This is a genomic window from Methylotenera sp. (genome assembly GCF_030684185.1).
Taxonomy (GTDB): Bacteria; Pseudomonadota; Gammaproteobacteria; order Burkholderiales; family Methylophilaceae; genus Methylotenera.
Genome location: NZ_JAUXOY010000014.1, coordinates 425,708 through 451,292, shown reverse-complemented (window position 1 = coordinate 451,292; position 25,585 = coordinate 425,708). Strand labels below are relative to the sequence as shown.

Annotated in this window: 28 protein-coding genes; 14 read left to right on the top strand and 14 right to left on the bottom strand. The window is 42.6% G+C overall.

From position 1 onward, the window contains the following. Window positions 1-91: 91 nt before the first annotated feature. Complete coding sequence (gene creD, locus Q8J82_RS04880; RefSeq protein ID WP_305327849.1) at window positions 92-1,483, top strand: cell envelope integrity protein CreD; 1,392 nt, start codon at window positions 92-94, stop codon at window positions 1,481-1,483. Between the two features lie 7 nt (window positions 1,484-1,490). Next, a complete protein-coding gene (locus Q8J82_RS04875; RefSeq protein ID WP_305327848.1) occupies window positions 1,491-1,991 on the top strand; it encodes a M23 family metallopeptidase in 501 nt (166 codons plus the stop codon). A gap of 88 nt (window positions 1,992-2,079) precedes the next feature. Here Q8J82_RS04875 and Q8J82_RS04870 read toward each other — a convergent pair whose 3' ends face one another. From Q8J82_RS04870 to Q8J82_RS04835, 8 genes are all read right to left on the bottom strand, one after another. Next, entirely contained in the window at window positions 2,080-2,328 is a 249-nt protein-coding gene (locus tag Q8J82_RS04870) for a hypothetical protein (RefSeq protein ID WP_305327847.1), read from the bottom strand. Beyond that, a complete protein-coding gene (locus tag Q8J82_RS04865; protein ID WP_304890131.1) occupies window positions 2,318-2,560 on the bottom strand; it encodes a GIY-YIG nuclease family protein in 243 nt (80 codons plus the stop codon). Before Q8J82_RS04865 ends, Q8J82_RS04870 begins: the two co-directional genes overlap by 11 nt. A 49-nt stretch (window positions 2,561-2,609) precedes the next feature. Continuing rightward, a complete protein-coding gene (gene gloA, locus Q8J82_RS04860) occupies window positions 2,610-2,999 on the bottom strand; it encodes a lactoylglutathione lyase (protein WP_304890132.1) in 390 nt (129 codons plus the stop codon). 27 nt (window positions 3,000-3,026) lie between these two features. Beyond that, window positions 3,027-3,278 carry a YfhL family 4Fe-4S dicluster ferredoxin gene (locus Q8J82_RS04855; RefSeq protein WP_304890133.1) on the bottom strand — a complete coding sequence of 84 codons (252 nt, stop codon included), beginning with the start codon at window positions 3,276-3,278 and terminating at the stop codon, window positions 3,027-3,029. Window positions 3,279-3,280: 2 nt separating this feature from the next. Beyond that, window positions 3,281-3,769, bottom strand: a complete 489-nt coding sequence (gene coaD / locus Q8J82_RS04850; RefSeq protein WP_305327846.1) for a pantetheine-phosphate adenylyltransferase — start codon at window positions 3,767-3,769, stop codon at window positions 3,281-3,283. A gap of 19 nt (window positions 3,770-3,788) precedes the next feature. Further along, complete coding sequence (gene rsmD, locus Q8J82_RS04845; protein ID WP_304890135.1) at window positions 3,789-4,349, bottom strand: 16S rRNA (guanine(966)-N(2))-methyltransferase RsmD; 561 nt, start codon at window positions 4,347-4,349, stop codon at window positions 3,789-3,791. 53 nt (window positions 4,350-4,402) lie between these two features. Continuing rightward, a complete protein-coding gene (locus Q8J82_RS04840; protein WP_305327845.1) occupies window positions 4,403-5,728 on the bottom strand; it encodes a pitrilysin family protein in 1,326 nt (441 codons plus the stop codon). Window positions 5,729-5,828: 100 nt separating this feature from the next. Next, on the bottom strand, window positions 5,829-7,154 hold the full coding sequence (locus Q8J82_RS04835; protein WP_305327338.1) for a pitrilysin family protein: 1,326 nt from the start codon (window positions 7,152-7,154) through the stop codon (window positions 5,829-5,831). Between the two features lie 332 nt (window positions 7,155-7,486). On the opposite strand from Q8J82_RS04835, the gene Q8J82_RS04830 reads away from it, so the two are divergent. From Q8J82_RS04830 to rpoH, 7 genes are all read left to right on the top strand, one after another. Further along, a complete protein-coding gene (locus Q8J82_RS04830; protein WP_305327844.1) occupies window positions 7,487-8,746 on the top strand; it encodes an OmpP1/FadL family transporter in 1,260 nt (419 codons plus the stop codon). Window positions 8,747-8,832: 86 nt separating this feature from the next. Further along, window positions 8,833-9,267, top strand: coding sequence for a YeeE/YedE family protein (locus Q8J82_RS04825; protein WP_304909311.1), 435 nt, complete (start codon window positions 8,833-8,835; stop codon window positions 9,265-9,267). Window positions 9,268-9,272: 5 nt separating this feature from the next. Further along, on the top strand, window positions 9,273-9,713 hold the full coding sequence (locus tag Q8J82_RS04820) for a DUF6691 family protein (RefSeq protein WP_304909312.1): 441 nt from the start codon (window positions 9,273-9,275) through the stop codon (window positions 9,711-9,713). 97 nt (window positions 9,714-9,810) lie between these two features. After that, entirely contained in the window at window positions 9,811-10,857 is a 1,047-nt protein-coding gene (gene ftsY, locus Q8J82_RS04815; RefSeq protein WP_304909313.1) for a signal recognition particle-docking protein FtsY, read from the top strand. A 141-nt stretch (window positions 10,858-10,998) separates the two neighbouring features. Beyond that, window positions 10,999-11,685, top strand: coding sequence for a cell division ATP-binding protein FtsE (ftsE, locus tag Q8J82_RS04810; RefSeq protein WP_304909314.1), 687 nt, complete (start codon window positions 10,999-11,001; stop codon window positions 11,683-11,685). Next, complete coding sequence (gene ftsX, locus Q8J82_RS04805; RefSeq protein WP_304909315.1) at window positions 11,682-12,602, top strand: permease-like cell division protein FtsX; 921 nt, start codon at window positions 11,682-11,684, stop codon at window positions 12,600-12,602. Before ftsE ends, ftsX begins: the two co-directional genes overlap by 4 nt. Before the next feature lie 92 nt (window positions 12,603-12,694). Then, window positions 12,695-13,552, top strand: coding sequence for an RNA polymerase sigma factor RpoH (gene rpoH, locus Q8J82_RS04800; RefSeq protein ID WP_304909316.1), 858 nt, complete (start codon window positions 12,695-12,697; stop codon window positions 13,550-13,552). 118 nt (window positions 13,553-13,670) lie between these two features. Here rpoH and Q8J82_RS04795 read toward each other — a convergent pair whose 3' ends face one another. After that, the gene (locus Q8J82_RS04795; RefSeq protein ID WP_304890777.1) at window positions 13,671-15,641 is read right to left on the bottom strand and encodes a dynamin family protein; all 1,971 of its coding nucleotides are present in this window, start codon (window positions 15,639-15,641) and stop codon (window positions 13,671-13,673) included. Window positions 15,642-15,838: 197 nt separating this feature from the next. On the opposite strand from Q8J82_RS04795, the gene Q8J82_RS04790 reads away from it, so the two are divergent. The 5 genes from Q8J82_RS04790 to Q8J82_RS04770 all read left to right on the top strand — a co-directional run bounded on the left by Q8J82_RS04790 (window position 15,839) and on the right by Q8J82_RS04770 (window position 20,110). Further along, window positions 15,839-16,216, top strand: coding sequence for a DUF971 domain-containing protein (locus Q8J82_RS04790; protein WP_305326646.1), 378 nt, complete (start codon window positions 15,839-15,841; stop codon window positions 16,214-16,216). 14 nt (window positions 16,217-16,230) lie between these two features. Next, window positions 16,231-16,983 carry a bifunctional demethylmenaquinone methyltransferase/2-methoxy-6-polyprenyl-1,4-benzoquinol methylase UbiE gene (gene ubiE / locus Q8J82_RS04785; protein ID WP_305327843.1) on the top strand — a complete coding sequence of 251 codons (753 nt, stop codon included), beginning with the start codon at window positions 16,231-16,233 and terminating at the stop codon, window positions 16,981-16,983. Further along, window positions 16,983-17,603 carry an SCP2 domain-containing protein gene (locus Q8J82_RS04780; protein ID WP_305326644.1) on the top strand — a complete coding sequence of 207 codons (621 nt, stop codon included), beginning with the start codon at window positions 16,983-16,985 and terminating at the stop codon, window positions 17,601-17,603. The genes ubiE and Q8J82_RS04780 overlap by 1 nt, the downstream gene beginning before the upstream one ends. Window positions 17,604-17,607: 4 nt before the next feature. Beyond that, complete coding sequence (ubiB, locus tag Q8J82_RS04775) at window positions 17,608-19,161, top strand: ubiquinone biosynthesis regulatory protein kinase UbiB (protein WP_305326643.1); 1,554 nt, start codon at window positions 17,608-17,610, stop codon at window positions 19,159-19,161. 88 nt (window positions 19,162-19,249) lie between these two features. Further along, a complete protein-coding gene (locus Q8J82_RS04770; RefSeq protein ID WP_304889949.1) occupies window positions 19,250-20,110 on the top strand; it encodes a spherulation-specific family 4 protein in 861 nt (286 codons plus the stop codon). 13 nt (window positions 20,111-20,123) lie between these two features. Here the strand turns inward: Q8J82_RS04770 and mutM are convergent, their stop codons facing one another. The 5 genes from mutM to Q8J82_RS04745 form a co-directional block, all read right to left on the bottom strand. Beyond that, window positions 20,124-20,951 (bottom strand): bifunctional DNA-formamidopyrimidine glycosylase/DNA-(apurinic or apyrimidinic site) lyase, encoded by an 828-nt coding sequence (gene mutM, locus Q8J82_RS04765; protein WP_304909321.1) that lies wholly within the window; start codon window positions 20,949-20,951, stop codon window positions 20,124-20,126. Between the two features lie 109 nt (window positions 20,952-21,060). Continuing rightward, window positions 21,061-21,984, bottom strand: a complete 924-nt coding sequence (locus Q8J82_RS04760; RefSeq protein ID WP_305326642.1) for a DUF4340 domain-containing protein — start codon at window positions 21,982-21,984, stop codon at window positions 21,061-21,063. Window positions 21,985-22,091: 107 nt separating this feature from the next. After that, the gene (locus Q8J82_RS04755) at window positions 22,092-23,477 is read right to left on the bottom strand and encodes a GldG family protein (protein ID WP_305252565.1); all 1,386 of its coding nucleotides are present in this window, start codon (window positions 23,475-23,477) and stop codon (window positions 22,092-22,094) included. Window positions 23,478-23,585: 108 nt separating this feature from the next. After that, window positions 23,586-24,332, bottom strand: a complete 747-nt coding sequence (locus tag Q8J82_RS04750) for an ABC transporter permease (RefSeq protein ID WP_304909322.1) — start codon at window positions 24,330-24,332, stop codon at window positions 23,586-23,588. Between the two features lie 19 nt (window positions 24,333-24,351). After that, entirely contained in the window at window positions 24,352-25,302 is a 951-nt protein-coding gene (locus tag Q8J82_RS04745) for an ATP-binding cassette domain-containing protein (protein WP_304889944.1), read from the bottom strand. Window positions 25,303-25,585 lie beyond the last annotated feature (283 nt).

Genomic DNA, 25,585 nt, shown 5'->3' with positions numbered 1-25,585 from the left:
TAAAAACTTCACATTCACTTCACACAACTGCATCAACACTTCACATGCTCCTACTATTCTGCTAACTCCACATTGTTTATTAGGGTTAATCATGAATCGAGCATTTGTTTTTAAAGTCATCGGTATTTTTATACTCACCGTCCTCATGTCATGGGCTGTGAGCGTGGTCAATTCGCTCATCAAAGAGCGTCAATACAGGCAGGAAGAAGTAAAACAAGAAATCGCCAGAAGCTCAGCTGGCGCGCAAACCATTATTGGGCCTGTGCTGGCTATCCCATATATTGAAGAATATGATGAAATCGTCACCGAAAATAAGGTGAAAAAAATTGAAAAACGTAAAGTTGAGTACGTTGTATATTCCCTGCCGGAAGATTTAGAGCTGAGCGGCGGTTTTACCAATGAATACAAAAAGTTAGGTATCTATAAAGCCTTAATGTATCAATTGGGCGGAAAAATTAAAGGCACGTTTAACTTAGGCACAGATTTTAAATTAACACCACAACATGAAGGTGGGAAAATCACCATTTTACCTGCATATGTAAGCGTAGGCATTAACGACACGCGTGGTATTAACGGTAAGCCAGAACTCACACTCAATAACGAAACATATGCGTTTATGCAAGGCACGAATTTGTCTGTGCTGGGCAATGGTATTCATGCGAAATTAGGCAAATTAGATGTGGTAGCAATAAAAACGTTAAGCTTTGAATTTCAGCTTAATTTACGTGGCATGGAAAATTTCAACTTCACACCAATTGCCGATAACAACAAAATCGCTTTGCAATCAAGTTGGCAACATCCTCATTTTAATGGCAGCTTTTTGCCAGATGCGGCTACACAGAAAATCACCCCGGCGGGCTTTGAAGCACAATGGGCAGTTTCGTCACTTTCAAGCAGCAACCAAACTTCATTACTAAATATGCTTGAGCAACGCTGGAATGAAAAATCAACAGCTGATAAAGCTTATTCAAACCAGTCATTTGAATCACTCTCTATCGGCTTTGTAGAGCCCATTAACGTTTACAGCCAAGCAGACCGCGCCACAAAGTACGGCTTGTTGTTCATCGGCCTGACTTTTGCCGGCTTCTTTATCTTTGAAATACTAAAGCGCCTACGTATACACCCTGCACAATACACGCTGGTTGGCTTAGCAATGGCATTGTTTTACTTGTTACTAATTTCACTTTCAGAGCATATTAGCTTTGCAGTTTCATACTTGATTGCAAGTTTGGCCTGTGTAGCATTGCTGGGCTACTACCTTGCGCATGTGCTAAAAAACAAAAGCCACGGTTTGATGTTTGCAGGGCTTCTCACCGCATTATATGGCGCGTTGTATGGCATATTAGCTTCTGAAGATAATGCTTTGCTGATGGGAAGCTTTCTGGTGTTTGGCTTACTTGCCGCAACTATGATTATTACACGCAAGGTCGATTGGTATCAAATTAGCAACAATCCTGCCAAACCAACTTACGAAACGATATAAACCGACCATGCTAAAAACACTCAAATTTTTAGCGATTATCCTCGCGCTCGGACTTGTACTCCCTGCGCACGGAATAATCCCCGTAAAAAACGCCACAGCCAAAGATTGGAATAGACTAAGTTTTTGGTATGCTCCATGGGGGAAATCTGGAGTACATAAAGGTATCGATATATTCGCCAAACTTGGTACACCGGTAATATCAAGCACTAGCGGGTTAGTGATATACACGGGCCATATTGAAATGGGCGGAAATGTAGTGGTCGTACTTGGGCCAAAATGGCGCATTTATTACTATTCACATTTGGATGGAATTCACATCAAAACATTTGACTGGGCAACATCAGGCAAAGGGATAGGCACTGTGGGCGACTCAGGCAATGCAGCGGGTAAACCGCCGCATTTACACTACAGTGTAATGTCACTCGTTCCCTACCCTTGGAAATTATCAGCCCAAACACAAGGCTGGAAAAAGATGTTTTTTATGAATCCAGCAGAAAGTTTTGGCTGACGTTTAATCCATACAGGCTGGCGAGGCGGCGAGAGCCTCGCCCGTGGAGTATAAGCTACTAAATTTGATATTCCACGTGACAGGTTTTCTATTGTGGCAAACTAACCTGAATCGCTATCAGCTCTTTTGTTGAATCACTAAAATCTTCATACCTATTGCCATCAGTACGCGCATACCAATATTTGCTGTTCCACTCATCACCTTCTATTTTATGCAGCACTGCGTGCAGCCAATTTGCCGTAGTGTCACTGTAATTTTGAGCGATTTTGTGAGCAGCATCCCAATCACCATCTAGCGCCGCATGCACTGCTATAATCAATTCGGTTTTATTCGTCAAAATATTGCAACTTCTTATGCCTAGGTAAACTCTTCAATTGTGCTTCAGCAATACTGGCACCTGAGCGATCTAGGTAAGGTTTTGAGGCGATGATTTTGATAGGCGGATTAGCACGCGTGTATCGTGCGCCTTTGCCTGAAACATGTGCTGCAAAGCGTGCGTCCAAATCGTTGGTGATACCTGCGTAATAGGCACCGTTATTACATTCGAGCAAGTATAAAAACCAAGACACGGCAATAACATTTAATCAGCAAGTCATCATCATTAGCAAGACAACTTAATTAATAAGTGCCTGCCTGAATAAACTCAACTTTGTAGCCGTCAGGGTCTTCTACAAACGCAATCACCGTGGTGCCATGCATCATTGGTCCAGCCTCTCGTACCACATTACCTCCAGCATTTTTTACAGCTTCACAGGCTTTATAAGCATCTTCTACTTCTATCGCAATATGTCCGTAAGCCTTACCCATCTCATAGCTTTCGACACCATAATTATAAGTAAGCTCCAGCACCGTATGGTCACTTTCTGCTCCATAACCTACAAAGGCTAAACTAAACTTTCCTTCAGGAAAATCATGCTGACGCAGCACTTTCATGCCCAGAATATCAGTGTAAAATTTGATTGAGCGCTCCATATTACCGACACGGAGCATGGTATGTAGCATACGCATATAAATATCCTTAAATTTTTACGAATGTTATTTAGCGGCTGTTAAACGATAGTACTTATTCAGCAATTGCTCTTTTGTTTCAACCACATTGGGGTTAAATGGAATGCAATCGATTGGACATACACTTTGGCACTGAGGCTTATCGTAATGCCCGACACATTCGGTGCATAAATCAGGATTAATTTCGTATATCTCTTCGCCCTGATAAATGGCATTATTTGGGCATTCCGGCTCACAGACGTCGCAGTTAATACACTCATCGGTAATCATTAAAGCCAAAATCAGCCACCCAACTTTTCTTTAATTGCATCTTCAACCAATGGTGAAACGAACGCGTGCACATCACCACCTAATGTCGCTACTTCTCGTACCAGGCTGGATGAAATAAACATAAACTGTTCTGAAGGCGTTAAAAATAATGTTTCAAATTGTGGGTAAAGTTTGCGATTCATCCCAGCCAATTGGAACTCGTATTCAAAATCTGAAGTGGCACGTAAACCGCGAATCACCATTTGCGCACCTTGCAATTGCACAAACTGCATTAACAAGCCACTAAAACCCACAACGCGTATATTATCGGCATGTACAAATACTTTCTTTGCCAATGTAACACGCTCATCCAAGCTAAAAAGCGTATTTTTATTGGTACTGCCAGCCACTGCTACAATGACTTCATCAAACAAGTCAGCCGCACGGCGCACAATATCCTCATGCCCCAAGGTAATTGGATCAAACGTTCCCGGGTAAACTGCAATACGATTTTTACTCATACTCATCACTTATCATTAGTTATACTGATTTTAACAGATGATAAAACACATTACCTGCTCTGCTTTGCTTGATTACTTGCCAGCCCTGAGCATTGCCTTGAGTTGACTCTAAAGCATATTCTGCTTCCACATACACCAAACCCTCATTTTGTAGATGCTCTGCCAGCAAAGGTAATACTTTTGGCAGCCAAGCCTCGTTGTAGGGCGGGTCTAGGAAAATAAGATTAAATTTTTGCTTATTAGTATTTAAAAACTGTAGTGCGTCTTGATGTAAAACATTAGCATTTTCAGCTTTAAGTAGCTGCTTGTTTTCCAACATTGCCTTATAAGCTGGCATGGACTTTTCTACCAATGTAGCGGTTATGGCGCCGCGTGAAAGCGCCTCAAAGCCCATCACCCCTGTCCCTGCGAACAAATCCAGGCATGCTTGTCCGGTTAAATCTTGCCCCAGCCAATTAAATACTGTTTGGCGTACACGTTCAGGCGTAGGCCGCAAACCAGTAGCATCAGGAAACTTGATTAAACGGCTTCGCCATTCTCCAGCATTGATGCGTACAGTATTTAATTTTTTATCAGCCATTTTCAAGTATGCAGGTTTATTAAGTAATGAACTGCATTTTACTACTGAAATAGTTATTTCGCGTTTGGGTCGCCTACAATCACCGTTACAAAATTTTCAGGTTTAAGGCGGCGATTAAAAGCCTCTTTAATCTGTGCGGCAGTCACACTGGCTACTTTTTTGTTATATTCGTCTAAGTAATTAAGCGGCAATTTATAAAAGCCAATCACAGCCAAATATTCTAAAATTTTCCCATTACTGTCAATTCGCATAGGAAAACCGCCAATAATATTGGCTTTTGCGGCTTTCAGTTCTTTATCTGTGACGCCATTTTTTATAAATTTGTCTAAAGTTTCACGTACCAGTTTAAGTGCATCGTTTGCCTGATCTTTCTTGGTTTGCAAGCCGATTTGAAAAGGCCCTAACTCAGCCATAGGCATAAAATAGCTGTATACGCTATAAACAAGGCCGCGTTTTTCGCGCACCTCTTCAGTTAAGCGTGACACAAAACCGCCGCCGCCTAAGATGTAATTCCCCACATACAAAGGGAATAAATCAGGATCACCACGCTTGATACCTGGGTAACCTAATAAAATGTGAGATTGTGATGCTGGGTGAATAATACGTTGCTCAATAGCGTTAGTTGGATACTCCACGGCTGGGATCGGTAAAATCTCAGTAGGTTTGGGTAAGCCAATAGTAATATCTTCTGCAATTTTACTGGCTTGCTCACGCGTTAAATCGCCAATCATGGCGATTACAGCGCCTTTTGCGCCGTAAAATCTGTTATAAAAATCTTGCAAGTCATCACGGCTGATTTTGGTAACAGTATCCACCTCCCCGCTTTCATCCAAACTATATGGATGCTTGCCATACATGGCGGACATAAAAACTTTACTCGAGATGCTTTCGGGTTGGGTAGCTGATTCCTGCAATCCAGAAATAATGCGCGCTTTTTCGCGGGTTAAAACCGTTTCGGGGAAGTCTGGCTTTTGTAAAACTTTCGTGAACACATCCAGCGCTTGTGTTTTCTCGCGCTCGCTACTTAATGTACGTAACTTGAATGCGGCACGGTCCACATCAAAACTACCGCCCAATATTGCACCAATGTCAGCCATTTTATTGGCTATAACTTCGTCGCTCATGCCGGCTGCACCCAGTGTCATCATGTATTTTGTGATGCCTGCCACGCCAGATTTTTCTGCCGTATCTCGCGCACTGCCTGCAGCAAAGTTCACACTTAAATCAACAATTGGCAAATCATGATTTTCCACAAAGTAAACCTCAGCACCTGAGCTGGTTTGCCATTGCTGAATTTTAACCGCAGCGTGTGCGCCTACAGAGAAGGCCAAAAAAGTAAGGTTAATGATGAATATTTTTGTTATATGTTTCAAATTCATTGTTGGGTTACCTTGAAAGTTATGTTTTAAAATTACTTAACTACCGTTCGACCAGCTCAGGCAACGGCAGTCTGCGCGCCCTAAGCTAGTCAAAGAGAGTTTAATGCACGTGAGGCTTGCCCTGCGGCTTGGCGTTCGGGTCCATCGGCTGCGGATCTAGAGTCGCCACTGTGAGATTGTCTTGCAGCAAGTACTTTTTAGCCACGGCCTGCACTTGTTCTGGTGTAACAGCTCGCAACTTGGCTGGGTAACCATCTAAAATCTTCCATGAAAAACCAATGCTTTCAACAGTACCAATTTGCATCGCTTGGTAGAACATAGAATCACGCTGATAAACGTCTGCTGCAATCACTCCAGCCTTTACCCGATCCAGTTCCTCAACTGTTACACCGGCTGCCTTCACCTTTTCAATTTGGTCTAACAAAGCCGCCTTAAGCTCTGCTACGGTTTTACCTTCACTTGGCGTGCCATCCAAAGCAAACAAAGCTAATCGTCCACGTGACAAAATGTCATAACCAGCACTGGCATCAACAGCAAGCTGTGTTTCGCGCACTAACTTTTGATTGAGACGTGATGCGGGATTACCACTCAGCACACCAGCAAGCACTTCTAGCGCATAAGGCTCCCAGTCGTTTTCAGGGTCGACTATTGCTGGCACGTGATAGCCCATTAGCAGGTATGATTGTTTGGCCGGGGCTTTTACTATGACATTACGCTCGCCTATTTGTGCTGGCTCTACTTGTGGTTTACGTGCAGGCAATACTTTAGGCTTAAGTTTACCAAAATGTTGCTGGGCCAATTTATATACTTCTTTTGCCTTTACATCCCCTACTACCACCAGGGTTGCGTTATTCGGCGCATACCAGTTTTGATACCACTCGCGCGCGTCTTCATACGTCATGTTCTCCAAATCATTCATAAAACCTACAACTGGCCTTGAGTATGGATGTGCTCGATATGCAGCGCCTTGAAAAGCCTCGTTCACCATCGACTGCGGCTTATCATCAGTGCGCCAACGGCGCTCTTCCATCACCACTTTAATTTCTTTATCGAACTCCTTTTTAGTCAATTTCAAGTTGGCCATGCGGTCTGCTTCCAACTTAAAAGCTAAAGGTAGATGCGATTTTTCCAGCTGCTGAAAGTAACAAGTGTAATCCGTACTAGTAAAGGCATTTTCTTTACCTCCTGCCGCCGCAATTAGTCGAGAAAACTGTCCAGCTGGCACTTTGCTTGTACCTTTAAACATCATGTGCTCAAGCACATGCGCCACACCAGTCTTGCCGTTCACTTCATCTATACTACCTGCGCGATACCACACCTGAGACACCACTACTGGTGATCGATGATCCTCCTGCACAATGATTTTTAAACCATTACTAAGCTTATATTCCTGGATAGCACTTTGGGCAAAAACCGTTATCGGCATTGCCAATATAAAAATCAATAAACTTTTGATACGCACGTTTAGTTCTCCACTATTTTTAATCTTACTTTTAAAAGTAGTTTTCGATATGGGGTTAATAAAGTTGCTTGAATTATAGCGTGGCAATCGTCATCAGACTTGCCTCCTATTCAAAACTAGTCATGTGACATAGAAGCATACTCGTTAGTTCATGCAAAAACTATTCACCACAATCATCTGCCAAGACCTTTATTTGAAATTATTATATGTATATATCAATAAAGTATTTTCACTTATTAACACATCTTGATAAAGTGCCAACCTCATAATAAACGTAACTAAATAAAGGCAATACAATGAAATACACGCAAAAGATCTTACCCTTTCTTGTACTCTTGACAACAACAGAAGCCAGCGCAACCGATGGCTATGGCGTAAAATCTCAAGCAATGGGTGGCGTAGGCATTGCGTTACCGCAAGACGCGCTCGCTGCCGCTGCAAATCCAGCAGGCTTAGGCTTAGTGGGTGACCGCGTGGATTTTGGTGTGACTTGGTTTAGACCGCAGCGTGAAACGCAACTTGTAGATACTGCAGGTGGATCTAAAGCGTTTGATGGCGACTATGATGCCAACGATACCGAAAACTTTATCATTCCTGAATTTGGCTATAACCGCCAAATCAACCCTAACGTAACATTTGGCGTGAGCGTTTACGGCAATGGCGGCATGAATACAGATTACAAAAAGGCTGTACCTTTGCTTGGCTCTACACCACCAGGCGTAGATTTAATCCAACTATTTGTTGCTCCAACAGCAACATGGAAAATGACTCCATCTAACACAATTGGTGTATCACTCAATTTGGCATACCAGCGCTTTGAAGCGAAAGGCTTGCAAAATTTCACTGCGCCTATAGGTACACCTCAACAAACATCAGCCGCGCCTAATGAGGTTACCAACAAAGGTCATGACAACTCATATGGTGCAGGTGTACATATTGGCTGGATTGGCCAACTAAACGATGTTGTAACGCTTGGCGCTACTTATCAAAGCAAAACCTATATGAGTAAGTTTGATAAATACAAAGGCTTGTTTGCAGAAGGTGGTGATTTTGACATCCCTTCTACTTATGGGATTGGTATTGCTGTCAAAGCCACTCCGCAGCTTACAGTTGCTGCAGACGTACAGCGCATCAATTACAGCGATGTTAAATCTGTAGGAAACTTGTCAACAAGCAACTTGTTTGCAGGCAACTTGCTTGGCACCTCTAACGGCCCTGGCTTTGGATGGCGCGATGTAACTGCAGTTAAACTAGGAGCGAGCTACGCCTACAATGACACGCTTACATTGCGTGCAGGTTACAACCATACGACGCAGCCAATTCGCAAAAGTGAAACGTTATTTAATATCTTGGCACCTGGCGTAGTGCAAGATCACCTCACACTGGGTGCAACTTATGTGCTTCCAAATAAATCAGAACTCTCATTTTCGTACATACATGCCTTTGAAGAAAGTGTGAATGGAAGTGGATCTATTCCAGCGGCATTCGGTGGTGGCGAAGCCAACCTAAATATGTATCAAGACTCAATTGGTATTGCTTACGGCTGGCAACTTTAATTTAATATATAATTGCATAACAAGGCCGCGCACATGATGTGTGCGGCTTGTTTATTTATAACTAAACAAGTTACGGCAGCAAATCTATGATGATCGACTGGAACAACTTTACACCCTGGACTGCTCTGGCTGGTGGTGCACTTATTGGCATCTCTGCCTCTTTATTCATACTGCTTAACGGGCGCATTGCTGGCATTACTGGCATCATTGGCGGCCTTTTCAGACCAGTCATGCACGATGCAGGCTGGCGGGTAGCTTTTACACTTGGCTTAATCATAGCGCCTGTCATTTGGCTATTATTCGGTCAGCTCCCAGAGATTAAAATTGATGCGGGTTACGGCCTGCTTATCATAGCAGGCTTAATCGTTGGGTATGGTGCGCGTTATGGCTCAGGCTGCACTAGCGGTCATGGTGTATGTGGCATTTCACGCCTATCACCACGCTCCATCATTGCCACATTGGCCTTTATGGGTACAGGTTTCTTAACGGTATTTATTGTGCGTCACATATTAGGAGCGTAAAAAAAATGAAAAGACGTTTCGGCAATACCGCTGCTTTATTCTTCGCACTACTTTCAGGCATAATTTTTGGACTAGGACTTATTTTAGCCGGCATGGCTGACCCTGCCAAAGTTTTGGCTTTTCTTGATTTGGCTGGTCTGTGGGATCCTTCATTAGGCCTGGTTATGGGCGGCGCTATTGCCGTTGGACTAGTGGCTTTCAAAATTGCAGGCAAACGTAGCAGCAGCTTTTTGGGGCTACCCATGAATTTACCTACCTCGCGTATTATTGATAAGCGACTTGTGATTGGCGGCATGGTCTTTGGCATCGGCTGGGGGTTAGTTGGTATTTGCCCTGCCCCGGCTTTTGTTTTACTTGGTGCGGGCAGCATTAAAGGCATCGTTTTTCTTATCGCCATGCTCATCGGCATGGGGTTATTTGAGTTACTTGAAAGCAAAAGAAAATAGTCGGCAGGCATTAAAAAGGAAGTTCATAGTCTGACCTCAAATTGAGATAAAATGGCATACATTCAAACTGCCATTTATCAAAATATATTGAGTACCCATGTTCGATTTTTTAAAAAAAAAACCAGCCCACCCCACGATACCTGAAGCTGTCACTGCACCCGCCACTGAACCAGAAGCAGCGACTCAAGTTGCCCCAATAATAGACACGCAGCCCACTCCCAAGCCAGAACCAAAACAAAGCTGGGGTGAGCGCCTCAAACAAAGCCTCAGCAAAACACGTAAACATCTTGGCAATCAACTCGCCAGCCTGTTTGGCGGTGGAAAAATTGACGCTGAAGTCTATGAAGAATTAGAAACCATTTTAATCACTTCAGATGTTGGCGTAAACGCAACAAAAAACTTATTAGCCGACATTAAAAACCGTGTGAAAGTGCAAAGCCTGGATGATACTGTGCAGCTCAAGGCTGCATTAAAAGCGGCAATGTCTGACTTACTCACGCCTCTACAAAAACCCTTGGACACCAGCGGTCACAAGCCATTTGTCATCATGCTGGCCGGGGTGAATGGCGCAGGTAAAACCACGTCTATCGGCAAACTCGCCCATGCATTTCAAGCAGAAGGAAAATCCGTATTAATTGCCGCAGGCGACACTTTTAGAGCCGCAGCACGTGAACAATTGCAAATATGGGGCGAGCGCAATAATGTACACGTCGTTTCGCAAACAAGCGGCGATGCCGCCGCAGTGATGTTTGATGCCATCAATTCTGCCATCGCCAAGAATATTGACATCGTATTGGCAGATACAGCAGGCAGATTACCTACACAAATGCACCTAATGGATGAAATCGCCAAAGTAAAACGTGTGATGGACAAAGCTTTACCCGGCGCACCACACGAAGTGTTATTAGTGTTAGATGCCAATACGGGCCAAAATGCCGTCACCCAAGTCAAAACCTTTGATGACGCACTTGGCGTTACAGGGCTGGTGCTAAGTAAGTTAGACGGCACGGCTAAAGGCGGCGTAATTGCCGCCATTGCTGAAGCGCGTCCTATCCCGATTCGCTATATAGGTATTGGAGAGGCGATTGATGATTTGCGACCGTTTAATGCCAGCGAGTTTATTGATGCGATGATAGACTCGTAACTATATTGTGACAGAACTCAGATTGAATATCCTAAAATCGGTCACTTAGCAATTTTTAAACCTCGCCTATTTAGCGATATAATCAAAGCTATATTTAACGATACATATAAAAATTTCTAGCAATACATATAAAGTAAAGCAATGATTAAATTTGACCAGGTCACTAAACGCTACCCGGGTAGCAACGAAGCATTAAGAAATGTCAGCTTTAATATTGAAGCTGGCGAACTGGTGTTTGTGACCGGACATTCTGGCGCAGGTAAAAGTACGTTACTTAAACTGATTGCGGCCATTGAGCGGCCTACCAGCGGAACAGTACTCATCGCCAACCAAAACATCAGCAAACTTAAGTCATCCGCCATTCCGTTCATGCGACGTCGATTCGGTTTGATATTTCAGGACCATAAACTGCTGTATGACCGCAATTGCTTTGAAAATGTCATTTTACCTTTACATATCAATGGCATCACAGGCCTTGAGGCAGCAAAACGTGTGCGAGCAGCCTTAGATAAAGTGGGTTTGCTTCATAAAGAAAAGGCCATGCCGATTACCTTATCTGGCGGCGAACAACAGAGATTAGCGATTGCCCGTGCGGTAGTGAGTCGCCCGTCTATATTGATTGCGGATGAACCAACTGGAAATTTAGATGCAAGTTATGCGGCGGATATCATGGCGATTTTTCATGCGTTTCATCAGGTTGGTGTAACCATCATCATTGCCACGCACGATGCGCTAGGCATGAGCGCTATACAGAGTCGGGCATTACATCTTGACCATGGCGTACTAAAACAGGCTGAATTCACTCAGAACGAGCACTCAACATCATGAATAACTGGCTCAATCAACATAGGCAAGCCATCAAACTAGTGCTTAGTCGTATGCGTAGTAACAAACTACCTACCTTTATGATTTGCCTGGTGATTGCTGTCGCTATGTGTGTGCCAGGTTTGTTTTACTTGGGTGTAGACCATTTATCCAAGTTTACTAATCACATACAAAATGAAACCGAAATTAGTCTTTTTCTAAAATTAGATGCAGATAAAGACGCTGTATCTGACATTGACGCGGTTTTGGCAAAAAATAACGCCATCAAACAGTTTCATTTAGTCACCAAGGCGCAAGCCTGGAAAGAACTAAAAAGCAAGACGGAAATTAACAACGCCACAGATAGTAAAATATCTGAATTGGATAAAAACCCTCTTCCTGATGCATTTTTTATTCAAGCTAAATCTGCTGAACCAGAAGCCCTTGAATCACTTAAGAATGAATTGGAAAAAATTCCTGGCGTAGAACATGCCCTATTAAATACCGATTGGGCAAAAAGACTATCGGCACTATTATCGCTTGGTAAAAAAATCATATTGTTTATCACTGTATTGCTTGCCCTTGCGCTACTTGTAGTGATTGGCAATACCATACGCATGCAGATACTCACGCAAAAAGATGAAGTGGTCGTCAGCAAATTGATAGGGGCAACCAATAGCTTTATCCGCATGCCATTCTTGTACGCGGGCATCATCTACGGCTTGCTTGGCGGACTGTTGGCAACCATCATGCTGGTTTTAGTCGTTAAATTGTTCAATTTGTCAGTATCCGATCTATCTAACTTGTACAGCAGCGACTTCAGTTTACCTTTAATAAACGGCCAATTATTTCTAGGCATTATTAGTTTCGCCATTTTCATAGGCTGGCTTGGCTCCTATTTGGCAGTCTCACGCTCTATTGCCTCTATTAAAATAGACTAGTTTGAACTAAAAATTTATTGTGAACTTTTCAGCCACTAGCACTCTCTTAGATAGAGTGCTAATATAATGGCTATTGGAGGGAGTAAATTTCAATGAGTAACGCATTAACATTACCAGTATTAACCGCAACAGACAGCCTAGAGCATTATTCTAGAGCAATTAAGGCGTACCCTATTCTGACTGCAGAAGAGGAGCATTCACTCGCCATAAAATTTAGAAATGACAATGATTTAGAAGCTGCTCGTCAGTTAATTGTCTCACACTTACGCTTAGTTGCCAGTATTGCACGCGGCTACAATGGCTATGGCTTGCCACAATCCGACCTCATTCAAGAAGGTAATATTGGCTTGATGAAGGCCGTAAAGCGATTCGATCCTGAACGCGGCGTGCGCCTGGTTTCATTTGCCATGCATTGGATTAAGGCCGAAATTCACGAATACATTGTGCGCAACTGGCGTATGGTAAAAATAGCCACAACTAAAGCACAACGTAAATTATTCTTTAATTTGCGCAGTATGAAAACTGGCTTGAATAGCTTGCAACCCGCTGAAGTAACACACATCGCACACGAATTAAACGTTAAACCTGAAGAAGTGCTTGAAATGGAAGCACGCTTAAATGGTCATGAGATTTCGCTTGAAGCAAATATTGATGATGATAGCGATGAACAATACGGCCCAATTTCCTATTTGCAAGATGAAGGTTTGGAGCCATTAGAGGCATTACAATCTAAACAGGCTGAAATTGCTGAGACTACAGGCTTAGCCCACGCACTACAAAACTTGGATGATCGCAGCCGTCGAGTAGTTGAAGCACGATGGTTACAAGATAAGGGTGGGAAAACTTTGCACGAGCTAGCTGATGAGTTTGGTGTTTCAGCAGAGCGTATTCGTCAAATTGAACAAAAAGCCATGCAAAAAATGAAAACATTGATGTTAGCGAGTCGCTAAGTCATATTCCTTAATACTCTTTGCATGACCAAACAGCCATGCAAACTACCCCCAATAAAAAAGGCTGCATTTCATTTTGCAGCCTTTTTTATTGGGGGTGCAGATGGGTAGGCTAAACTTACGCTGCCATCTCATTGTCCGCAGGCTCAAATGCCAGTGCATTTTTCATATGCATACGCAATACCTTCAAATCATCCAGCTGTGCCTGGATACTCTTCTCAATCGCTTCCAACTCTAAAATACGGTCTTCCAAAGTATCGGTTGCTTTATAGATGCGCTTTATACTTTCCAAACGGCGGCGTAATTGTAATTGATGCTCGCGCACCTGAGATTCCATTGGTGAAATCACCGCTTTCAACCAGTTTTCAATATCACGGTTCGCCACTTCAAATACATGAATCACACGACTGGCTAAAGTTTCAAAAAACTTGCTGGTCAATGTCATTTTTTCATTGGCAATCATATTGAACGCTGTATTAAACTGCTCTTTATAGGCGCGCTCTAATTTAGCCAACTCTTTTTGATAGCGTAAAGTTGAAAATGCAGGGGGATCAGACTTACGCAGCCCATGATCTTTAGAAAACTTCTCATACATAACATCCATCATTTTTTTAATTTCATCTATTTGCGTATCCGATGAAACTAATCGCTTTTTCAGTTCGCTGAAAAAGTTATCCATTGCCACTCGAATGGTTTTAGTAAAACTGGCATCAACCATGGTTTCACGAGTTGTATGCACATGAGTCCTAAGCGCCTCCATGCCCAGCAGAGTAAATAAGCGGTTAGTGTGTTGCGAGAAAATACTGCGTAGGGCCTGAAATCGCTGCAAGCCTTTCTCAAAATTCTCTTTATCAACCTTGACCTTGTTCATCATATGTTCAACAACGTCTTCATTTTTGCCGCGTAATCCGCGCAACTCAAGTAACTGATCATTGATTCCTGAGATGCGTGCATCTAAAATAAGATTTGAATTCACAATCAAATCTTCAATTTCATTTTGTGTATTATCGCGGACGATTTCTTTTTTTGACGGAATCAACTCATCGGATAATGCGCGTTCGAGCTCTAAAATACGACTTTTCACAAGTAGCTCATGGTCATTGTTAACCTTGGCTAACAAGCCTTTTTGCGCTGAGATAGGGAAAATTTGATTTGTTTCCAAACCAAGCAAATCGGCACTAGTCTTAATTTGCTTGGTAAGTTCCGATTGAATGTCTGCTTCGTTCTTTAACTCATCCCAAAGTCCGTCAATTTTATTGAGTACCGCTAAACGACCTTTTTGCTTCCAGCGAGTGCCGCTGATATATTGACGCCAAACATCAATTTCAGATTTGGTAACACCTGTGTCTGCCGCTAATATGAATAATACTGCATGTGCATTAGGCAGCATGTTCAAGGTTAATTCAGGCTCAGTGCCAATTGCGTTAAGGCCTGGCGTATCTAATATCACCAAGCCCTGCTCAAGCAGAGGATGTGGAAAGTTAATCATTGCATAGCGCCAGCTTGGCACATCTACAGTACCGTCTTTATTCACGCTAAGTGCATCATCAGAACTATTAGGGTCAAATAAACCGTATCTTTCAGCCTCTAACACCGATACTGACTTGGTATTGCTCACCTCTTTAAAGGCACTGACCATGCTTTCATTTGAATCCACATCGAATGTGACAGTTTTCCACTCATCTGGATAGCGCTTGTATTCGGTGGTGGTTGCATCTGAAAGACGTGTCTCAATCGGCAACAACATGATTGAACTCGGCTTGGATTTATCGTAGAGCAATTCTGTGGGGCACATGGTGGTGCGGCCTGCGCTTGATGGTAATAATCTTGTACCGTAGCCTGCAAAAAAGATTGCATTAATCAGCTCTGATTTACCGCGAGAGAATTCTGCAACAAAGGCAACATTCAGCTTATCTTCACGTAATCTTTCTAGCAACTGTGAAATGCGTTGATCAACTTGTCCGTCATTAAGCTCTTGCTCATTTAGCCAGTTACGATAATCAGATATCGTATCAACCAAGGCCTTTCGCCATTGGGTGTATGCTGCAAATTGATGCGCTAACTTGCTATTAGATTTTTCTTGAGCCATGTCAATCCTTACCTATTTTTACTTACTAGAACTCTATCATTATTTAGATAATAATCAACTTAATCAATTAACTATTATTTACATTTAAAATACAATCTAGACGAACGGATTAAAAACATAGATAAACGGCACTATCAAGCATCGTCATCAAGGCGTGTCATTCTGTTATCATCTTATTTTCAACAAAAGAGTCATTAATGAGCGGCTTAACCAACAACTCTCCTCGTCCGACTGATATTCGCCTTCACCAAACATCGAGGCTATTAGAAATTAAATTCGATAACAATACTGAATGTCAGTTATCTTGCGAATTTTTGCGTGTTTATTCACCATCAGCCGAAGTGCGCGGCCATGGTCACGGACAAGAGTCTCTTCAAATCGGCAAAGAAGATGTCAACATTACTGCAATAGAACCTGTCGGAAATTATGCGGTCAAGCTTACATTCTCTGATGGTCATGATACAGGTTTATATTCCTGGGATTATTTGTACGATTTAGGCAGAGACTACGAAGCGCTTTGGTTAGAATATTTAGGTAAATTAAGTGTTGCTGGTATCAAACGTAAAGAAAGTTAATACGGAAACTTTAGATGACAACTGAACACAACGCGAATCAAAGCACGCATTTTGGTTTTAAAACCGTAGCCGAAAATGAAAAAGCCAAAAAAGTCGGCGAGGTCTTTCACTCTGTCGCAAGCAAATATGATCTTATGAACGATGTCATGTCTGCTGGCATGCACCGCGGATGGAAGCACTTTGCGGTTGAAGTAAGCGGAGTTAAGTCGGGCGATAAAGTATTGGATATTGCTGGCGGAAGCGGCGACTTATCTAAACTGTTTGCAAAAAAAGTGGGGGCTGATGGCCAGGTGATACTTACTGACATCAACGCGTCTATGCTGAGTGTTGGGCGTGACCGCATGTTAGACGCTGGCCTGAATGTTCCAGCTTTACAATGCGATGCAGAAAAACTACCCTTCCCTGACAACCACTTTGATTGTGTGATAGTGGCATTCGGTTTACGCAACATGACACATAAAGACTTGGCATTGGCAGAAATGCAACGTGTTCTTAAAGTGGGCGGGAGATTATTAGTATTAGAATTCTCAAAAGTATGGCAACCTCTATCTAAAATATACGATGCTTATTCGTTTAAACTACTACCATTCATGGGTAAAATTCTCGCAAAAGATGCTGAAAGTTATCAATATCTTGCTGAGTCTATTCGTATGCATCCTGATCAGGAAGCCTTAAAGCAAATGATTGTAGATGCTGGTTTGAATAAAGTGGATTACTACAACTTATCTGCTGGCGTGGTAGCGCTACATAAAGGTTATAAAACCTAATGTTTAAGCGAATTTCCACACGCTTATTGCAACACCTCATTGCGCAAAACAGTTGGGCAAATGCTATGTTGCAGCCTTTTGCAAGCAAGTCGGTGCAATTTAATGTCGGATTTATAAACTCAAGCTTAGTGATTTTAGAAAATGGAAATTTGGCGATTGCGGGAGAAGCTAACATCCCTGATGCCACGGTGACCATTCCACCTAGCTTACTATTGCGTTTAGTCGCCAAAGATGAATCTGCAAAAAGGCGGATTATCATTGAAGGCGACACCCATTTAGCCGCAGAGTTAGCCAAAGTTTTTGCGAATATGCGCTGGGATTACGAAGATGATTTAAGCAATTTGATAGGCGATATTCCTGCTAATAAAATCGGTAACTTTGGCCGCCGAACTGCAAATTCATTGAAAGAATCCAGTCTCAATATCGCTGAGATGTTGAGTGAATATTGGCAAGAAGAAATGCCAGTGATTGCAAAAAAACGACATATAGAACAATTTAATTCAGAAGTAGATACCATGCGTGCTGATGTTGAGCGTGTCGAAAAAAAACTAGCTAAGCTCACTCAGCAAATAACAACAAAATCTGACCCTAACGGCAACGCCGTAGATAACACACCATAAATTTATGCGTATTTTTCGGCTTTTTTACATTATTTATATCGCACTACGTTTTGGCTTAGATGAGTTTATTTTAAGCCACACTAAATTAAAACCATTACAGAGCGTCATCAACGTTCTATTGTTTTGGCGGAATACCAGCAAACCCCGAGGTGAACGGCTCAGGCTTGCGCTTGAAGCATTAGGTCCGATTTTTGTTAAATTCGGGCAAATGCTATCTACACGGCGGGACTTAATTCCTCTGGACATCGCTGATGAATTAGCCAAACTTCAAGATCAGGTGCCACCTTTTGCATTTATCGAGGTTGAAGCGGTCATACAGGATGCCTTCAGTTTACCGCTCAATCAAGTTTTTTCTGATTTTGAACAAACCGCAATTGCCAGTGCATCCGTAGCACAAGTACATTTTGCGCACTTACTAGATGGCACACCAGTCGCTGTAAAAGTATTGCGCCCGGGCATTGCAAAAGTAATTAACCACGATTTAGTGTTATTAGATACTGCCGCATGGTTACTACAATCCATTTCGGCTGAAGTAAAACGCTTAAAACCGCGTGAAGTTGTGGCTGAATTTGCAGAACATACACACAGTGAGCTAGACTTGACTCTGGAAGCAGCTAACTGCACGCGTCTTGCTGGCAACTTTCCTGATAAAATTTTGCTTATTCCAGAAGTATATTGGGATTGGTGTCGCCAGCAGGTCATGGTCATGCAGCGCATGATAGGTACGCCTATCAGTAAAATCGATGTGCTACGGGTTAAGGGAATAGATATTCCAAAGCTCGCCCATGATGGCGTTGAAATATTTTTTACCCAGGTATTTAGAGATGGTTTTTTTCATGCTGACATGCACCCTGGCAACATACAGGTGGCGGATGACGGCCGCTATATCGCACTTGATTTCGGCATTATGGGAACACTTACAGACACTGATAAATATTACCTTGCACGAAATTTTTTAGCATTTTTCAATCGCGATTATCGCGATGTAGCGGTAGCGCACATTGAATCTGGCTGGGTACCCAAAGACACCAACGTAGAGGCGCTGGAAGCCGCCGTGCGTGCGATATGCGAGCCGATTTTTAACAAGCCGCTAAAAGACATTTCATTTGGCCGCACCTTATTGAGCTTATTTCAAATGTCACGAAAATTTGGAGTGGTGATTCAGCCGCAACTGGTGATGTTACAAAAAACCTTACTCAATATTGAAGGCTTAGGCCGCGATTTAGACCCCAATATTGACCTGTGGCAAACTGCCAAACCCTTTTTAAAACGCTGGATGAGCGAGCAACTAGGCTGGCGCAGCGTTGTAAAAAACCTCAGAAAAGAGCTGCCGCATATTATAAAAAATGCGCCGCAAATGCCGCGCTTGGTGCATCAATTTTTAACGCAGCAAACCCGTGCAGAGCAGGATGCGCCTATTCGGCTAGCCATTGAAGCATTAATTCAAGCACAAGAAAAACAGGCACGTTGGCAAAAAAGATTAACCTTGGTTGTTGTAATAATCATAATGCTTCAGCTATTAAGCTTACTTAAGCCGTGGCTAATAAATATCTCTTGAACAACCCTATTGAGGCGCTTGCATTAGTTAGCACTTGTATGTAGCCTCACTTAATCAACCTCGAATTTAATCACGTGCTTGGGAAATAATGAAAAAAAACCTTTTAAAACTATTCGCAAGCCTAGCGTTCTGTGTGACTTTGCATGCTAATGCTACTGAAATACTAGTCCCGGCCTATTTTTACCCGTCTAGCGATCCTAACCTTAGTTTTTGGGATGAAATGACCTCCTCCCTTAATCAAGGAGTTGGCATTACAGCCATTATGAACCCCAATAGCGGGCCAAGTAATGCGGTGAATAGTGATTACACGGCTGCCGTAAATTCGTTTCGTTCTGCTGGCGGCAAAGTGATAGGTTATGTGAGCACCCAGCACGGTGCACGCGATGCTAATGCCGTGTTAGCAGACGTGAATAGTTACAAAAGCTTTTATAACATTGATGGCATTTTCTTAGATGAAATGCACAACATCCCTGATACATTGTCATACTATCAATCACTACGCAGCGGCATTTCAAGCATCAATGCCAGCTATACCGTTTTTGGCAACGCCGGCACTAGCACGCTGGAGGCTTATACAAGTACCGCCGACGTGCTCGTGACTTTTGAAAATCAAACAGGTTACAACACTTACATACCTGACGCTTGGACAGCCAATTACTCAGCAAATCGTTTTGCACATTTACTGTATAACGTCGGCACTGTGGCGGACATGCAAACCAACTTAGCATTAGCGGCCAGCCGCAATGTGGGCTATATTTACATCACCAATGACAACAACTTCAATAACCTTGGTGTAAAAGACAATAACCCTTGGGACACGCTACCAAGCTACTGGAATGCTGAAGTTGCTGCCGTTTCAGCGGTGCCTGAGCCTGATAGTGCATGGCTCTTTTTGGTAGGGTTAGGCTTGCTTGGTTTGCAATACTACCGACGTAGCTTGCAAAGCTAATCAGCATCAAACACTAACGCTGTTGGCAATGTTCGCAATAAAAAGTTGAGCGTTGCCCTAGGCGGATACATTTAATCGACTTCGCACAAACCTTACATGGTTCGCCTGTACGTCCATACACAAAGTATTCCTGCTGAAAATACCCGGGATTGCCGTCTGTACCAAAAAAATCTCTTAAACTACTTCCACCCGCGGACAAAGCATCTTGCAAAGTGCTTTTTATTTCTGTAACCAATTTTTCATACTGTTTTAAAGATAACTTATTGGCAGGTGTTTCGGGATGAATACGTGCTCGAAATAGCGACTCTGAAGCATAGATATTACCAACACCCACCACTACATGACCATCCATAATGGCATTTTTAATAGCGAGCGTTTTGTTGCTCAATGCTTTGTGTAGGTATTTTGCGTTAAAGCTAGCTTCCAGCGGTTCTGGGCCAAGGCTATTTAACAATGCGTGACTATTATCCTTGTTATCAACCCATAGCACAGCACCAAAACGACGCGGGTCTCGTAACCGCAATACTTGACCATCCAAAAACTCAATATCAAAGTGATCATGTTTTTCTGGTGGATAATTACAATCCAGCAATTGAATTCGGCCAGACATGCCTAGATGTAACAGGAGAACGCCACCAGAAGACTCATCGCCAAATTCACACAGAATATACTTTGCGCGGCGTGTAAGGCCGCTCAGGGTTTGATTAGGCAGCGTTTGAGGTAGGTGTTGCGGAATTGGCCAACGCAGCGTGGGGTGACGGATAGTGACGGATTTAACAATTTTGCCAACGAGAGGCAAAAGCCCGCGGCGGGTGGTCTCTACCTCCGGGAGTTCTGGCATATATCATTCCTTTTATGTAGAAACGACGTCTCGTCGCGATTTACAACATTACCGCGCGACAAGAAGTAGGTCTACAAGCGAAAAGTTCAGCTAAATTTGATGAAGATGTCTAATTTGGTAAGTTAATCGGCGGATTTAGCATGGTAAACCCTACATCAGATGGAAAGTTATAAATCAATCCTTCATCCGGGCGACCCAATAACAAGTCTGGCGACTCTTGAATCTTATCAAAATGCACCTTGCTGCCATCTGCCATCTTAATTTCAAACGAGGGATAGGTGACCTTCCGGTCTGGCGTATAAATCTCTACAGATTTTGCTGGATTGTGTATCCATGAGAAATCCAGCCACTCATTCATCTCATTCTGTTGCGGTTTCGCTACGGAAATAGAAGCTTTCCACTTACCATTGACCAAGTCGATACGCAATTTTGAGTCTTGCCATTGTTCTAAGTGACTAAAATCAAAACCTGCAACCTTTTCAGTCGGCTTTAACGGCGCTTTATCTATCAGCTCTATCACCTGGGTAGAGGCCGCTTCAACATAAAAATTTGCAATTAAATAGACGGCATTTCTATGTAAAACATACTGATCATCGGTAACCGGGTTGTGTGTGCCGAATGCAAACTCCTCCACATTGGTTTTATCTCTAAAAAGTTTAAGTTTTACTGATGGATTATTAAGCCCGAATTTTTCAAGATCCGCAGCTTCAAATTTTGAATCAGCATGCTTATCTTTAGTGATTTTTTCTTTGGATTTTGCAGCAATGATTGATAAAATGCGCTGAACAGAAGCTTGGTCTGCCCGCATCTTCACAGGTGCGGTTAGCCGCCAAAAACCATCTACTTTTTCAAAAGTGACTGCTGCTTTCGCAGGAAACTCCACACTTACCGCGTTAAATTCACCCAGTTTGTAACTGGAAACTTCATAAATAGCCTCCTGGTCTGCCGTTTGCTTAGGTCTCAAGTATAAAAATGAGACCAAACCCGCAACCACACATAACATCACCAAATTAAGTAACCAGCGCTTTTTCATGCAATACCTTATAAAAACAAAGAATTAAACTTGGAACTTGCTACCCTTCGACAAGCTCAGGGAGCATCGTTCCCTGAGCTTGTTGAAGGGTAGCACTATCATTAACACTAAGCTTTTCTGCGTTTCCACCAAAAGTAAAAGCCTGCAATCAACATACCGAGCGGAATAAAGTATTGAAAAGCATGGAATACTGTCCAGGCAACCAGTCTTCCAGAGTCGGTATCTGGAATCGTCACATTGATATCTTTAAGTGGCATCGGTTGAATTGTGATGAGATTATCATCACCCGCGAGCCAGTTCACCATATTGACGCCTAAATCCAAGTTGCCACCATTGGTAATAAAGGTGTTAGATAAAAAGTTACCATTGCCCATGACCACCACACGCTGGCCTTTTTTGCCATAAATACGCTCTAATGCAACACCAATGTTGACTGGTCCGCGTTTGTCTTTTTTCTCATTAAAGACTGGCTTTGCATCTTTGGCTAATTTTTCTGAAGTTAACCAACCATTCGGCGCCACCTCAACCAAATTACTCACTTTCCATCCATTTTCATCAGTGCCTTTTGCCGTTACCTGATGCGCTTCAGGAAACAAAGTTCGCAACATAAAATTAGTTGTAATAGCATGTTCGCCATATAAACTTGCAAAGGCTACGCGGGCATCTGCACCATATTGTGCCGAGGCCATGTCTAAAGCGATACCAGGTGAAACTTGCAAACCTAAATATTCTGCGACCTCATTTAGACCACGCAAGTTATCGTCGTCCAACAACCAAAGTAAATTCCCGCCGCTTTCAAGATAAGTCTTGATTTTTTTAGCCTCAACCTCGCTCACATCTACTTGCGGGCCGGCAATTACCAACATTGCGCCATTGTTTGGCACGGCTTGTGCAATTGTTAAATCCGGGTTAGCGAACTTAAAGCCTTTTTTCTCTAGCTGTTTGCCGAACTCGCCAAGGTCATGATTTTTAATACCCAATAAATTGCGCTCACCATGCCCATCTAAATACATCACTGGCTGTTGATTAGTGCGAGAAAGCCTAACCAGCAAATTAGTCATTTCCTGCTCTGCAATCGGTGGAATAATATGCTCAATACGCTTCTGATACTCTACTACAATCTCACCATCCTGCTTAACGCCTGCATCTTGCGCAAGTTTGGGCTCAACGGATGGATTAATGAAAGTTAAATTGATGTTCTTTTTTTCGCGCTGATAGCGTGCAACAAAATCAATCATCCCTTTACGGAAATTATCACCGCTAGCCGCATCATCTTTAGTAGCAAAAACGGTGATATTAACCGGCTCTTTCATCTGCTTAAGCACGTTTATACTGCCTTGCGTAAGGATGTTACGATTTGCCTGCGTTATATCCTTTGCAAACGGATATTGGCTGGCCAAGTAGCCAAGTAAAATCACCAACATTAAAAAAAGCACAACAAAAAAACTGTTCTGTACCAATAACTGAAAACGTAATTTACGATTGATATTCATTTTACAAGACCTAATATTTCAAATATTTAAGGGGCTTTTAAGCAATTAAGTTTCTAAGCTAAGCAAGGCGTAAGCAATGTAGCATAACGATGAAAACTCAATGATTAGCTATCCGCGCAAGCGGTCTGCATCTAAACGACGCACGGTTAAGGTTAAGAATGTAGCGATAAATAAAACAAAGTAAGCAATGTCTGCCGTATCAATCAAGCCGCCTAAAAAAGATTGAAAATGACGTGTAAGAGATAAACTAGCTAGAGTATTACTTGGATCCCCCGCAAAAAAACGATCTAAAAACATTAAAGCAAATAGTGCGATAAACGTTAAAATAGCCGCGATTACAGGTTGTTGCGTCATGCTTGAAAAATACAAGCCGAGCGCTGAAAAACTTGCCACCATTAACAATAGACCGATTGAGTTTGCGATAATAAAACCAAAGTCGATATCAGCCCAAATATTTAACGTGGACAACATTAGTCCAATATAAACCACCAATATACTTAAAAATGCTACCAAGCCCAAAAACTTACCTAATACTATTTCCGTGAGTGAAATAGGCGCGCTGAATAAAAAAGGGAGCGTTTGACTGCGGCGCTCTTCTGAAATCAGCCGCATTGAAAGCAAAGGCACTGCAAACAACACCATAAATGAAGCGAATCCATAGACTATCTGCCCAACAAATTGCGTCACGCCAGTGCGCTCTGCAGGTCGCATGGCGCCTGACATCACAGCAAAATAATCATTAATACCATTCAAATAATAGGTGCCAAACGCAAACATCAGCAAGGCTAAAATCACCCAGCCCATTGGTGAGGCAAACATACTTTTAAGTTCTTTTCTTGCTACATTGATAATCATGATGTGACCTTAAATTTTTTTAAGCTGCCGACTGTTCTGGAATAGGCTGTTCTTGATACGTCAGCTGCACGAATACATCTTCCAAGCTAGTTTGATCAGGCGCGATTTGATGTAAACCCCAGCCGTTTTTGACAGCCGCCTGAACAATAGCCTCAGCTGGTGCGGCGCCATCAGCAAAGCGAATACGCATTAAGCCGCCAGACAAACTTTCAGCTTCTGTGATGCCTGGGATTTTCAACATTTCATCTGCACTTGGCGGATTATGCATACCTAGCATCAATTTATTACCGATACGTTGTTTTTTAAGCACATCAATCGCGCCATTAAACACCAGCTTACCTTTATCGATAATTTGCACATGGTCACAAACCATTTCAACTTCTGGCAGAATATGTGTCGATATAATCACACTACGTTCAGCTCCTACTTCACGAATCAAAGCGCGAATATCTCGAATTTGAATCGGGTCTAAACCCACAGTTGGCTCATCTAATATCACCACCATTGGGTTGTGAATAATAGCTTGGGCAATGCCGACGCGCTGCTGATAGCCATTGGATAAGTTTTCGATGAGGCGTTTGCTCATATGGCCCAAACCACAGCGCTCTTTAGCAACTTCAACCGCTTTTTTGATATTGCCGGCACTGACTCTATGTAACCTTGCCGCAATTGTTAAATACTCATCAACAGTAAACTCTTTATAAAGCGGTCGCATTTCAGGCAAGTACCCGATAAGCGCCTTGGCTTCTTTTGGATTTTCCATCATATCGATACCGCAGATTTTCACGCTACCGTTACTTGGTGCTAGATTACCTGTGAGCATTTTCATGGTGGTCGATTTACCTGCGCCATTCGGGCCTAAAAAGCCCAGCACTTGGCCTTTGCTTAGGGTAAAGCTTACGTTGCTAACGGCTTCTCTTCCGCCATAAAGCCGCGTGAGCTCATTTGCCTCTACTGTAAAATTATTCATAGTTACTCTAAATTATCTTTACTAAAATACAGGTTATTGGTTTCTGAAATTACAAGCGCTAAATTACCATATTGATGATACTAGCAGTTGAATTTAGGTGCTCTTCTAAAAACTTTCTACTTAACAAGTTCTTTCAGTTCAAAAGTTCTATTGACATGCACTGCAGTCAATTCATAATTATGGAGGAACTTGCCGCACCTGTCACGGACTAAGAAATAGAATACAACAATCATGTAGTAATGACTTATCATCTTAATACAGATTCACTACTGATGATTTAAGC